Below are 12,589 nucleotides of genomic sequence, written 5' to 3' on the forward strand. Positions count from 1 at the left end.
GAGTTATCTTACAGACAAACCTAATCTTATATTTCATCGAAACCGATAGAGATATAAGAATTATTTCTCCATTAATTAATGCAAAAATTTTTCAAATTAAAATTCTGGTAAAAATATGGTGATTATCACCATAATACTGGAATTTAATGCATTAATTTAAATTTAAAAGTTCATACATGTGTTATGAATGCAAAGCATTACTAAAAAAAGGAATAGTCAAACAGACTCTATTGATTTTAAAATTTTTTCTTTGGATAACCCAGTAATCTCAGCGATTTTTTCAATTGAATCTCCATCATCAAGCATTTTTTTAGCAACTTCAAGTTTACCTTGCTCAATTCCCTGCTCAATACCTTGCTCAATACCTTGCTCAATACCTTGATTTTTAAAGTATCTTTCTCTTGGATTAACTAACATATTATTTTTCTCCATATATTTCTTATGTTCTTCACTATCCAACATATTTGCACTTAATGTGTCAAACAAATAGATTATTGCACTCTTTTCATTTATATCAAAAGCCATGCATTCAGAAATTTTTTCAAGTTGTTCACGTGCCCTATTCAAAATATCGAGTTTTGACCCATTAAAATCAGTATAGAGAATTAGCTGCAGCGCTGCAATATCCTCATCTGTGATTTTTTTCTTATTTTTTAATTTGTCTTCAATATTATTAAATATATCTTTGGCCTTGAAATCTTTAAGTGAAATCATGTTCATGATATAAGTGCAACCCTCTTTAATTACAAATTCCTTTTTAGAATCGTTGATCTTTTTAGTGCACAGAATGTATAATTCAACATGATTGTTTTTGAAAATCCTCATAGATGACACATATTGAAAGAATCTTTTGATATCCTCATCAGTAGGCAAATTAGTCTGGCACTCCAATATCAGACTTACAGTCTGATTTTTAAAATATGCTTCACCAACAAAATCCAGTCTCGAAATATTCGGACCTAAATTTGTAAATTCAGATATCAACATTCGATTGATCTTATATGGTATGTCAACAAATTTCAATAGACCATTGGCCCGCTGTTTGAGAACACTTTTGAAATAATAATCATTATATTGACGATAATTCTGATTTGAAATTTCATTTCTTATTGCCATATTTCCTAATATAGTCTAAATACTATTTAAATCTTATCTTTTATTAAATAAAAGTCAAAAAAACAATTTTAAGTAAAAATAACAATTTTAAATCAAAATTGCAGTAGAAGTAAAAAATTTTTAACCATTCGTAATTATACAAACAATTATGCAAGCGGAGGAAAAGAAAAACGTTACGGAGGAGCTATACGTGCAAAAGATACATTGTTTATTGAATACTGCCGCTTCACAGGCAACTGGGCCGAAAACTACGGCGGAGCAATATATGCAAATTTACTTGGTCACATTAAATCTTCCTACTTTGAATCCAATCATGCTAAAGAAGGTGGAGCAGTATATGTCAACAACAAATGTACAATAACCCTTGAAAAAAGCTATTTCAAATCCAATTACTGTAACGAAAGAGGAGGAGCAATATATACCGATTCCAAATCAACTTCAATGTATATAAACAACAATGCATTCCTATCAAATAAGGCAGGAACCGAAGGCCACGACGTTTTCAATTCCGGAGAATATAAATCAATCAATCATAACTGGTGGGGAACAAACAACCCTTCATTTGACAACAAGCTAAAAGAATATCATACCGTTGGAAAAAACACTGACCATTCAGATTCCAATCCTTTGAAAATGACATTGACCGGAGAAGCAACAGGATATGCCAGTTTACCGGTTGATTTACAGGTTAAATTCAGTGATGCAGTTCCATCATACGTATTCGATAACATGACAGTAGCTTCCAACAAAGAAGGGGAGTTTGAAGGCAAGCTCATCTCCGACAATCAGGTAAAATTCAGCTACATACCTGAAGACGGAGGAGCTCAAACAGTAAGTGCAAAAATCGATTCACAGAATGTTACCTATGACATAATAGTTCAAAAATCAAGTGTTTATGGAAAAGACCTTGTAAAAACCTATGGAGACTACAAATTCTTCTCAGCAATATTCAGGAATGCAAACGGCACCTTTTTAGTAGAAGGAAGCCAAGTCACATTCCAGGTTAACGGTGAAACATACGTCAAAGAGATAATTGGAGAAGGTCAGGCATTACTGGAGGACGTTATCAACTTCCTGCCTGGAGTCTATTCCATCAAATCTATAAACAAGGTTACAAATGAATTTTTCACAAACCAATTGACAGTGCTTCCTAAAAGCACAACATTCAACATCAACGACCTGTTTATCCTGAAACTGAACGATGGAACCAACAGGACAATAAACAATCAGACAGTCACATTCAAAATAGGAGATAAGACATTCATAAGCAACATTACTGAAAGTAATGCGATTATGAGGCTAAACGTGACTCCTGGAAACTACAGGATGGATGCGATTTACAACAACAAAGGAACATTGGTAGTATACATCAGCAATTTCACAAACAATAAGGGATACAGCGGCAACTCCCTTGTGGACATCTACAACAACGAGGCATCCGCACAGATTATAGCCACAGGCGCATATCCTAAAGTGGTTGACCACTTCCCAATGGCAGCATGGAAACAGGAATTGATAGAAACCGCAATCCTTGCAGGAACAACCATCATTACTGCAGGAGTAAGCTGGGGAATCACTGCCGCAGGAGTGGCATGTGCACATGCGATTAACATGCTTGTCGGAACTGCAACAGGTGCCATTGGCGGCCTCATCAATGGATTTGTATATTCCGTTGACCATCAGGACTACAGTACCTTTACAAAAAGACTTATGGACGGTATCAATGATGGAATTTCAGCTGTCAATATTGGTGAAAAACTATCTACACTATTCGGTGCCGGATTTATACCATTTGAAGATATGGTCCTCCATATGCTTACGAAATCTGCAGCACTAGTCATGATTGACCATTTCATCGGCGAGAATTTCAAACTGATTGAACAGTGGATTGTAGCCGCACAAAACCACAAGCTGGACAACCTTGTATGGCATTCCTACATTAAAAGTTTGCAGCATAACTAATCTAAAAAAAGTGAATTTTCCAACGCAGGAAAATTCACAGCATCAATAAGCTTCGCTGGTCATCACTACCTGCCACAAGCCAAAAAGCAAAACTGACGATCAAATAGTGAGATACAAAAATCCCACTATACTTTTTTATTTTAAATTACACAATAAAGCAACACTTTACACCCATCAAATAACACAAAACAATAACAAAATAATTAAATAACATTAAAAAAATAATATTCGATAGAGGTTACATGATGGATGATGAAAAAAAATTAGCATTTATAAATAATTCTCCACATAGACAAAATACCCTGAAAGCATTGCAGGGAACAGTTAAAACACCATCAAATATCGGGACTGAAATCGGAATTAAAACAGCTCACGTATCAAAAATTCTGGGCGACTTTAAAAAATTAAATCTTGTTGAATGCATCAACGAGGAATACAGAAAAGGAAGGATTTATCGATTGACTGAAGACGGTGAAGAGATTTTAAAGAAAATCAAATAGTCATATTCTATTTTTAAACACGATGTAAAAAATATTTTTCAATATAAAAAGATTATAAACCTTTTAGCACCAATATTCATTTAGAGGTAAACTTATGGAAAAATATTGTAAAAATTGCGGTGCCCCACTGAATGAAAACGCTCAATTTTGCCCTGATTGCGGACGGGAAGTGGAACACAAACGAAAACACACTCATAAATTCTGTCCCAACTGCGGAGAAAAAATTGACTATGATGAAAATTTCTGCAGACACTGCGGCGCACAAATAAAAGCTCCGCAGCCAGTTAGGCAAAGCGTTCTCGAAAAGCACAAAACACCAATCCTGATTGCAACAGTAATCATCATAATAACTGCATTCAGTCTTATAGCAATAACTTCTCTAAGCCCTATCGGAGGTCAAAACGTCGAGGTAGACACAATCGGATTTAACATACCTGAAGATTTCATACTCGATCCGGACTCTGAAATAGATACGGAACAGTACGGAATCCACACCAGTTCAAAAGTTTGGAACAAATCAGACGACTATATTCAAATTGACGTTATATATTCAGAAAAATATGATATCAACGAAACAGACGTTTTAAATGATCTTGACGGTAAAGATAAAAACATGATGGGCTATGACGGCAAATACGACAATACCGGAGGCGTTTACGAATTCAGTTTCGTGGAAGACAACAAATTATGCAGCATATATACTAATAACCCGGAATTGCTTGAGGAAATTGAAGTCATGTAAGGACTAGTCCTTTCCGATTACACCAATCATCAGTGTCATGTCCCTGGATGATATTGAAATGAGTTTTTCACCTTCCATATATGAGAATGTATAGCTTCCGTTTCTATCTACCAGATAGCCGTCAACAGAGCCAAACATCGTATCTGAGGCGGTGATATTTTTAGTGGAGTTGACTTCTTTTATTTTTCCGTTTTTAATTACACTGATATTTAACGTATTATTATTGCCATCGAAAAACATGTGAGTGTCGTTTTCATAAGCCAAATCATATTCCACAGGAATAGTGAAATTGAATCCGTTCAGTGTGTAGTTTTCAACTTCCTTATATGCAAATGTCCCTTGCTGTGCAGTGAAGCTTTCCGCATGAACCAAACCGATGAAAACAATAGCAAATACAATCACCATTAGAAATTTGAACTTCATATTAAATATTATAAAACTATTTATTAAATATACTTTACTTAAATTAAATTTAGGCATGTAAAAATAAGTAAATGTTTAAATAATATCCAAAAAAGAATATATGATATAACACTTTCCCGTGTTATACTAAAAAATTTTTTTAGTTTAAGTTTTTCTTGGGTTCGCCCAAGATCAACTTAACTGCCAGTTAACCTACACCAATTAGAATTCAATACTTGTTTTTGAAAATGTCTCCATATGCAAAGTATTAATACTTCATAAATAAAATATTTAAATAGCGATTTGTTTTTTAAAAAATTAATGGAGGCAATACAATGGCTCAGAAAAACATGATAATTGCATTGATAATATCATTTCTGTTTACCGGTCTTGGAATCGCATATGCAGGCAACATTAGAAAAGCGCTTACCTTTTTTATAATAGGTGTAATACTAAATGTTTTAGGCGTTTGGGTACACATGATATTCAGTTTAATAGGAATCGTATTCTGGATTTATGCAATGTATGCCACATATCAGGAAGTCAGAATGGTTAACGGATACTACTGATAATTTATTTTTTTAATAAATTATCTTTATTAATTTTTTGATATAGCTGAGATGAAACTTTTTTTTGAAAAATGAATAATGTTTTAAAATAATAATAATTCCCATCAATAATTCTACTATTTTTATGAAATTAATTAATTAAATTCTATCTAAAATCAATTATTTGATAGGGAAAAAATCTGGGAAAAAATAAAAGATAATGAAGATAGGCTAGCTATCTCCAGAAGGTTTGATTTTTGTCAGAACAATTGAAACAACCAGCACCGCAATGATGATAATTATATCCATTGTTATTTCAAACGGCTTTGCGGTTGAAAATAGCTGTACAATTCCAATTGCCCACATGACGATCAACACAACAGGAAGCAGGTATTTGATTACAAAAGTCCATATTGTTCCCACTTTGAATGTTGAGGTTTCATTCAATGCAGGAAGGAAGTGTTCGACTCCGTAGAACCATGCAAATATTATGCACTGAATACCTATTAAAAGCAAAATTCCAAACTCGTTTACAAATGTATCGATAACCCCTACAACATAACTGCTGATTCCGCAGGTTAAAGGTATGGAAAATGCACATCCGACAATGGCGAGAACTGTTGCGGTCTTTTTACGGGACCATCCAAGTTTTGTGGATGTTGAATTAAGCATCGGTTCGAAAAATCCTAAAGCAGATGTAATTCCTGCGAAAAGAATAGCCAGGAACAGTAATGGGGCTAAAACACGTCCGACAGGACCCATAATATTGAAAATCATTGGAAATACTATGAATACCAGACCTGTACCTTCAGTGACAAGCTGAACTATTGGTGTTCCAGCTGTTACTGACATGTAACCCAGTATTGCAAATACTCCAAATGCAGTACAGATTTCAAATGCGGAGTTGGATGCAACTACAATAAGAACGTTATCAATCAGCTTGGAGTTTTCTGGCAGATAGCTTGCATAGGTAAGGGCGATTGCCTGACCCATACTCAGTGAGAAGATGATTTGAGCAAATGCTGCAAGCCAGATATTAACATTTCCAAGCATTGACCAGTCCGGTGAAAGCAACGCATTGACACCTATGCCTGCACCAGGCAAAGTCAACGCGTAAACGATGATTATACCCATTATCAAAAACAAAGCAGGAATGAGAATTTTTGAAACCTTTCCAATTCCCTTATCAACATCCCTATGAGATATGAACCACAGGACAACCCATAAAAGAATAACACCGATTGTTGTTGGAATGATTAAAAAACTGGCGTTTGACAAGTTGGAACTTCCTCCGACACTCTGAGTGAAGTAAGCAGCAGTGTCAGTTCCCCAGTTGAATGTGAAACTGCTTAAAAGGTAAACCAAGTCCCAGCTCAATATAACCATATAATAAATTGTTACTATAAAAACGAAAAGAACCAGTATCCAGGCAATGATTTCAAATTGCGGCTTGATTTTTCTCAATATCTTTGAAAACGATTCCTTGAAACTGAATCCTACACCATATTCCAATATTAAAAATGGAACTCCCATAATAGCAATTGCTATAAAGTATGGAATGAAAAATGATCCCCCACCATTAGAATACAGTACATAACTAAAACGCCATATGTTACCTAACCCAACAGCGGCTCCAATCATAGCAAAAATGAATGCTAATGATGAATCCCATTGTGTTTGTTGACTCATAATAAACTTTTTATTAAAAGGTGTATAATAATATTTACATTATGTATAAAACATCATACTTATTTTATTGATTAATAATTATGAAAATATTTCAAAAAACAAAAATATTTTTAAAAATGATTATCAAATTTAAAAAAAATGTCAGAAAATAACTGAAAATAATTCATAAACACCTGAAAAACAAAAATATAAGAACTGTGAAGATTAAACTTGATAATGGTAAGTGGTTTGACATGAATGTTTTTGATAAATTTATAATGGGCGATACATCATCAATAAACTGGTGCTTTGAAAATCGTCATTTCATAGAAAGGCTTGATGAAAACGGCCTTACAAGGCAATATGTAGTTGACTGCCTGATGAATGAAGAGCCTATAAGCTGGGAACACATCGAAAGGGAAAAATATGCTGCAGTATTTAAGGCTCCGCAATCAAAGGACTATAAGGAAATCAGAGTGGTTATGGCCTGCAGCGGAAATTCAATTGACCTTCTGACAGTCATGAGAAACAACGAAACAACAACCAGTCGCCAGAACAGACAATACCACTCCGATAAAAAGAAAAACATTGAAAAGAAAAGATTAAAAGCGCTGTCTAAAAGAAAATATTAAAAAAAATAAGTTAATAAGGTTTAAACCTTATTGAAATTTAAATATTTAGTCAAACCTATCCTAAACAGGACAACTCCTTTTGCACCACCGCTCATTGCGGCCTTGGCATCCTTTAAAAGAGTGGATGAAGTCAGCTTTGCAGGATTGGTGTCTGACTTGTATGTCTGAAGCCCAGTCCATATTTGAGCACCGTTTGATTCCAGCTTGAATGCTGCTGTTACATAAGTAATCCATTCAGTATTCTTGCCGTAGTTGCCCTTATATGCCATCGGAGTGATGACATCCAGGTATTTGCTCATGTACTCGACATTCTGACCATAGTAATAATCCACCATACCAGGTTCAGGCATGACTGATGCGGAAAGTATGCAGTTAGGAGACACCTTTCTAACTTCCACACATGCTTTTTTGATGAAGTAATTAATTGCCTTTGTAGAAGTCTCATAATTATAGGCAGTACCTCCAAATCTTACATAATCAAAGTGAATTCCGGCAACACCCCTGATTTTAGCATATTTCTTAGCCTGAGTAACCTTTTTGTTCATGTAACTGTATTTTAAAGATCCGTCCTTATTTACAGGCTTGATCCATTTGCCGTTGTAGAATATCTGCATCCAAATGTGAACCTTGATTCCGTATTTTTTGGCCTTTGCAATCCATGATGTTACACCTGATTTGCCGTAGTAGTTGAATGCTGAAGCCTGCAGGAAAATATGTTTTGTTCCTGTCTTTTTAAGAGTTTTGAAGCTTACTTTCTTCATGTGCTCCGGCCACAACCAGTATCCATTACCCTTACCTATTGAACCTTTGACCTTAAGCTTTGTAGAACCGCTTGATGAAAGATACGGATTGGAGGACTTGAATGAATAGGTTACTTTTCTAGTTCCCTTTTTAAGACTTAAAAAAACAGTTGCATATCCCCTTGAATTGGTCTTTGTGGAATATGTTTTTCCGCCGGCCTTGATGGTGACCGCCTGATTTTTAACAGCACTGCCCCCAGTTGTCAAAAGGCGAACCTGGAAAACAGATTTCAATCCCTGCCTGTAGTTGACATATTTATCAACAATCTGGAATTTGGTTTTTATAGGACTTTTAACGGTAATTTTTGCAGTTCCGTTTGAAGGAGCTGTCATGTTATCACCACCATATCCGAATGAGGCCACATAGGTCCCCTTTGGGAGTTTTACGCTTACGCTGGCCTGACCCTGTTGGTCTGTAACCCTATTGTAGGTAACATCATTGATTTTTATGAAAACCGGTTTGGATGCAAGTGCAGTGTCATTGCTTGTGAGAGTTACGGTAAATTTGGTTGAAAACTTCTCGTAACCTGTTGTTGCACCGGCCTTGATTGTTGACTCTTCAGGTGAAACTTCCTCATCAGAATCATCTTCACCGCAAGAACTTTCATTTCCCTCTTGAATTACATCAACGCTATTTTTCTCCATTAAAACAACATCGCCCCCATCCGTGATGTTGTCACCGGCAGATACCGCTGAAATTGAAATAATCGCTAATGCCAATATTAGAAATATAAATATCTTTTTCATTTTCCACCTCATAATGTTGCAAAGTCAAATATGTTGAATAATGAATATCTGAAAAGTATTATACCTGTAGCCCCACCGGATATTCCGTAAACGGCATCATGTCTCAATGATGAAGCAGGTAATTTTTTAACGTAACTGTCTGAGTAATATGACTGAAGTCCCGTCCATATATCAGCACCCTTGGACTGGCCAACAAATGTTGAAGTTACTGATTTGATCCAGGATGTTCCCTGATTATAATTTCCTTTATAAACCATAGGAACAATAACATCCAGATACTGGCTTATTGTGGCAATATCCTGGCCATAATAATATTTCATGCTGGACGGTTCAGGCATTACTGCAGCAGAAACTATGAGCTTTGAATTCATTGCATGCAGTTCATTGCAAATCTTTTTTGTGAAGTAATTTACTGCCTTCATACCGTTTGTATGCTTGTGTGCGGTTCCAGGGAACCTTAAATAATCCAGATGAATTCCACTGATACCATCGATTTTGGCATAGTCCTTCGCTTCTTTTATTATTGTATTGAACAGACTGTACTTATAGCTTCCATCATTGTTTACAGGAGAAACCCATCCCCCGTTTCTGTAAAATACCTGCATCCATATATGGACTTTAATGCCCAATGAACTTGCTTCTTTTGCAAAGCTGGAAACACCACTCTTTCCGTACAGGTCAACAGCATAGAAATTCAGGAAAATATGGTTTATACCATTTTTGGCCATTGTTTTCAGATTAACGTTTTTCATATCCCCTCCGAAAAGCCAGAATCCGTAATTGTCATAGTTGACGTGTTCAGGAATGACCCTTATGGAATATGTATTGGTTACTCCTTTATATGCCGCCGTGTTGTATGACCTGACCTTGAGAGTGTATGAACCTCTTTTCTGTTTAATCTTGACTTGTGCTAGACCTTTACTGTCTGTTTTTACCTTATATGTTTTCTTGTTGATTGTAAATTCAATTGTTTTACTTGCAATCGGGTCACCACGGGCATCCCTGTATTTTATGACAAAAGGAGTGACGACATTAGGCCTGTAAACATAGATTTTCTGGTTTGTAATACTTGTTGGCATTCCCTTCTTGACTGTTATCTTTGCTTTTCCGCTTGCGGATTTTGCATTTTTTACGGCTTTAAAAGAATATTTGACTGTGTAAGTTCCTTTTTTGGCCGTATTAATGTTCAATGTTGCAACACCTTTTGAGTTGGTGGTTTTTGTATATTTTTTACCCTTGAAAGTAAAGACCACCTTTTGATTAGGAAGATTGACACCGCCAGTGGTCAGGGTTACTGTGAAAGGATTTTTAACCCCCACATATGCAACATAATTTGAGCCTTTAAGTTTGGAAACGGTATTTGAGACAACAGAAATCTTTTTAGAAACTTTAATTGGAGCATAACCATCGGCTTTAAAGCTGTAAGTCAATGTATATGTTCCGACAGTACCTAACTTGTAAAAAACAAAACCCCTTGCATTTGTTGTTAATTTTGTCACTTTATCATTAAACTTGACTGAAACGGTCTTGTTTTTAATAGGATTGCCGTCTCCATCCAAAATTTGAATATTAAAATTAGAATTCTTTACAAAAACAGTTGGAGCAGATTCTTTTGATGAAGTTTCAATTACGCTTTTTTCACCGGATCCTGCGAGGAGACCCGCATCATCTGCTGAAAGTGCACTGTTATTTTCATCATCAACTGCGTTTAATTCAATATTTTCCTGATTGATTGTTTGTGAATATGTTTCCTGATTTTCAATCGTAGTAATTTCATTAGTTTGGTTATTATCACTTGCACAAACTGCATTTAAGCATAAAAATGCAGTTAAAAATATGCAAACGATTAATACCGATTTGTATTTAATTTTAACACCCCATTTTTAAGAATTATTGAATTGAATTGTAAATATAATTTATTGAATTAGACATATGTATCGTTTATCACAATAAAGATATAGTATTGCAATAAAAAAAATCATGAGCCGGCCCAATTATTCTGCCAGCTCTAAAACCTCCTCATCATCACTGAATAATTGATTTAACATCCAATCTGCATCATATTCCATTATGTCGTCATATCCCTGGCCAACACCTAAAAACATGATTGGTTTTTTGATTACATAACCTATTGAAAGTGAAGCTCCACCTTTACTGTCGGCATCGGCCTTGGTGAGTATTACACCGTCAATGTCGATTGCGTCATTGAATTTTTTGGCCTGTTCGGTTGCATCATTACCGGTAAGCGCATCACCAACGAAAATGACTAAATCAGGTTTTGAAACCCTTTTGATCTTTTTCATCTCATCCATAAGGTTTGTATTGGTCTGCATCCTTCCTGCAGTATCAATTAAAACCAGTTCCTTGCCTTGGGCTTTTGCATGTTCAACAGCATCAAATGCAACTGCCGCAGGGTCTGAACCCTTCTGGTGCTTGATGATTTTAACACCGACATTGTCAGCATGATAGGTCACCTGTTCAATAGCCCCTGCCCTGAAAGTATCTGAAGCGGCAATTACAGGAGTGTAGCCTTTTTTAAGATAATAATTGGCTAATTTTCCTATGGTTGTGGTTTTTCCGGTACCGTTGATACCAACAAACATTACAACCAAAGGTTCCCCCTGCGCATTCTTCTCTTCAATCATTTCAGTCATTGATTTACCAGGAATATCAATAATTTCTGCAACGGAATCCCTTAATGCATTGTAAGTGTATTCGGTAATGTCATTGCTTCTTTTAATTTTTTTACCGACAAGATTATCCTTAACGTTTTCAACAACTTCAGTTGCAACCTCCATGGCCACATCACCCTGAAGAAGTTCCATTTCGAGTTCGAAGAGAATGTCTTCCACATGTTTTTCCTGAATGGTTTTTTCACGGACAAAGGAGAATATTCCTCCTTTTGCCTCACCGTCTGCAGAAATATCTTTTTTATCTTTGTTTCTGCTCCAGAAGTGAGATTTTTTCTCTTCTTTTTCCTCTTCAACTTCCTCTTCTTCAATTTCATCAGGAACTTCGGCGACTTCTTCGGCGATATTCTCGTCCTGGTCGTCATCCTCTGGAGTTTCTTCTTTTGAATCATCGCTTGACCTGAATCTGGACCAGAAACCTGATTTTTTCTCTTCCTGTTTTTCCTCTTCGCTTTCCTCTTCAACAGGTTCGGCTTCAACTTCCGGAGTTTCGATTTCATCTACAGAATCTTCGACTTCTTCCGGCTCGTCAGCAGATTCGGGGAGCAGATTAGAATCCTCTTCCTCTTTTTCCTCTTTCTGTTCCTTTTTCCTTCCGAAAGAGAAAAATGAAAACCTGGTACCTTCCTCTTCCTTAAGGTTATCCTCTTTTTCAGCTTCTTCAATAAGCTCTTCTTCCAGTTTTTCACTTGTACGTGAAAATTTCTTTTTTAATGAATCAAACAAAATTAACCCAACCTTGTAGTTAGTTTAAGAAAAATTATAATTAATACTTAATATAA

11 protein-coding genes are annotated in these 12,589 nt (G+C 35.7%); 5 read left to right on the forward strand and 6 right to left on the reverse strand.

All coding sequences use genetic code 11. The features are described 5' to 3' along the window. Positions 1 to 216: 216 nt before the first annotated feature. Positions 217 to 1,116 carry an Rpn family recombination-promoting nuclease/putative transposase gene (locus ACKI2P_RS01055; protein WP_407374397.1) on the reverse strand — a complete coding sequence of 300 codons (900 nt, stop codon included), beginning with the start codon at positions 1,114 to 1,116 and terminating at the stop codon, positions 217 to 219. Positions 1,117 to 1,320: 204 nt separating this feature from the next. Between ACKI2P_RS01055 and ACKI2P_RS01060 the strand changes: the two genes are divergently transcribed. From ACKI2P_RS01060 to ACKI2P_RS01070, 3 genes are all read left to right on the forward strand, one after another. Next, positions 1,321 to 3,078 carry a hypothetical protein gene (locus tag ACKI2P_RS01060; RefSeq protein WP_407374398.1) on the forward strand — a complete coding sequence of 586 codons (1,758 nt, stop codon included), beginning with the start codon at positions 1,321 to 1,323 and terminating at the stop codon, positions 3,076 to 3,078. Positions 3,079 to 3,320: 242 nt separating this feature from the next. Further along, positions 3,321 to 3,578, forward strand: a complete 258-nt coding sequence (locus tag ACKI2P_RS01065; protein ID WP_407374399.1) for a transcriptional regulator — start codon at positions 3,321 to 3,323, stop codon at positions 3,576 to 3,578. 94 nt (positions 3,579 to 3,672) lie between these two features. Next, positions 3,673 to 4,320, forward strand: coding sequence for a zinc ribbon domain-containing protein (locus ACKI2P_RS01070; protein ID WP_407374400.1), 648 nt, complete (start codon positions 3,673 to 3,675; stop codon positions 4,318 to 4,320). 3 nt (positions 4,321 to 4,323) lie between these two features. Here the strand turns inward: ACKI2P_RS01070 and ACKI2P_RS01075 are convergent, their stop codons facing one another. Next, positions 4,324 to 4,743 (reverse strand): hypothetical protein, encoded by a 420-nt coding sequence (locus ACKI2P_RS01075; RefSeq protein WP_407374401.1) that lies wholly within the window; start codon positions 4,741 to 4,743, stop codon positions 4,324 to 4,326. 314 nt (positions 4,744 to 5,057) lie between these two features. Between ACKI2P_RS01075 and ACKI2P_RS01080 the strand changes: the two genes are divergently transcribed. Then, positions 5,058 to 5,291, forward strand: a complete 234-nt coding sequence (locus ACKI2P_RS01080; protein ID WP_407374402.1) for a hypothetical protein — start codon at positions 5,058 to 5,060, stop codon at positions 5,289 to 5,291. 210 nt (positions 5,292 to 5,501) lie between these two features. Here ACKI2P_RS01080 and ACKI2P_RS01085 read toward each other — a convergent pair whose 3' ends face one another. Further along, a complete protein-coding gene (locus ACKI2P_RS01085) occupies positions 5,502 to 6,959 on the reverse strand; it encodes a sodium-dependent transporter (protein WP_407374403.1) in 1,458 nt (485 codons plus the stop codon). Positions 6,960 to 7,192: 233 nt separating this feature from the next. On the opposite strand from ACKI2P_RS01085, the gene ACKI2P_RS01090 reads away from it, so the two are divergent. After that, a complete protein-coding gene (locus tag ACKI2P_RS01090; protein ID WP_407374404.1) occupies positions 7,193 to 7,570 on the forward strand; it encodes a hypothetical protein in 378 nt (125 codons plus the stop codon). A 20-nt stretch (positions 7,571 to 7,590) separates the two neighbouring features. On the opposite strand, the gene ACKI2P_RS01095 is transcribed toward ACKI2P_RS01090, so the two are convergent. The 3 genes from ACKI2P_RS01095 to ftsY form a co-directional block, all read right to left on the reverse strand. Further along, positions 7,591 to 9,117: a putative glycoside hydrolase gene (locus tag ACKI2P_RS01095; protein ID WP_407374405.1), complete on the reverse strand. Its 1,527-nt coding sequence runs from the start codon at positions 9,115 to 9,117 to the stop codon at positions 7,591 to 7,593. A gap of 8 nt (positions 9,118 to 9,125) precedes the next feature. Continuing rightward, positions 9,126 to 10,676: a putative glycoside hydrolase gene (locus ACKI2P_RS01100; protein ID WP_407374406.1), complete on the reverse strand. Its 1,551-nt coding sequence runs from the start codon at positions 10,674 to 10,676 to the stop codon at positions 9,126 to 9,128. A 435-nt stretch (positions 10,677 to 11,111) separates the two neighbouring features. Next, entirely contained in the window at positions 11,112 to 12,533 is a 1,422-nt protein-coding gene (gene ftsY, locus ACKI2P_RS01105) for a signal recognition particle-docking protein FtsY (protein WP_407374407.1), read from the reverse strand. Positions 12,534 to 12,589: the final 56 nt, after the last annotated feature.

The sequence above is a fragment of the Methanobrevibacter sp. genome, from assembly GCF_045541095.1.
GTDB lineage: Archaea > Methanobacteriota > Methanobacteria > Methanobacteriales > Methanobacteriaceae > Methanocatella.

Excerpts from the sequence above, each read along its gene's own strand:
- ACKI2P_RS01090 (WP_407374404.1), top strand. The coding sequence starts at position 7,193 with ATGAATGTTTTTGATAAATTTATAATGGGCGATACATCATCAATAAAC.
- ACKI2P_RS01085 (WP_407374403.1), bottom strand. The coding sequence starts at position 6,959 with ATGAGTCAACAAACACAATGGGATTCATCATTAGCATTCATTTTTGCT.
- ACKI2P_RS01095 (WP_407374405.1), bottom strand. The coding sequence starts at position 9,117 with ATGAAAAAGATATTTATATTTCTAATATTGGCATTAGCGATTATTTCA.
- ACKI2P_RS01070 (WP_407374400.1), top strand. The coding sequence starts at position 3,673 with ATGGAAAAATATTGTAAAAATTGCGGTGCCCCACTGAATGAAAACGCT.
- ACKI2P_RS01075 (WP_407374401.1), bottom strand. The coding sequence starts at position 4,743 with ATGAAGTTCAAATTTCTAATGGTGATTGTATTTGCTATTGTTTTCATC.
- ACKI2P_RS01080 (WP_407374402.1), top strand. The coding sequence starts at position 5,058 with ATGGCTCAGAAAAACATGATAATTGCATTGATAATATCATTTCTGTTT.
- ACKI2P_RS01065 (WP_407374399.1), top strand. The coding sequence starts at position 3,321 with ATGATGGATGATGAAAAAAAATTAGCATTTATAAATAATTCTCCACAT.
- ACKI2P_RS01055 (WP_407374397.1), bottom strand. The coding sequence starts at position 1,116 with ATGGCAATAAGAAATGAAATTTCAAATCAGAATTATCGTCAATATAAT.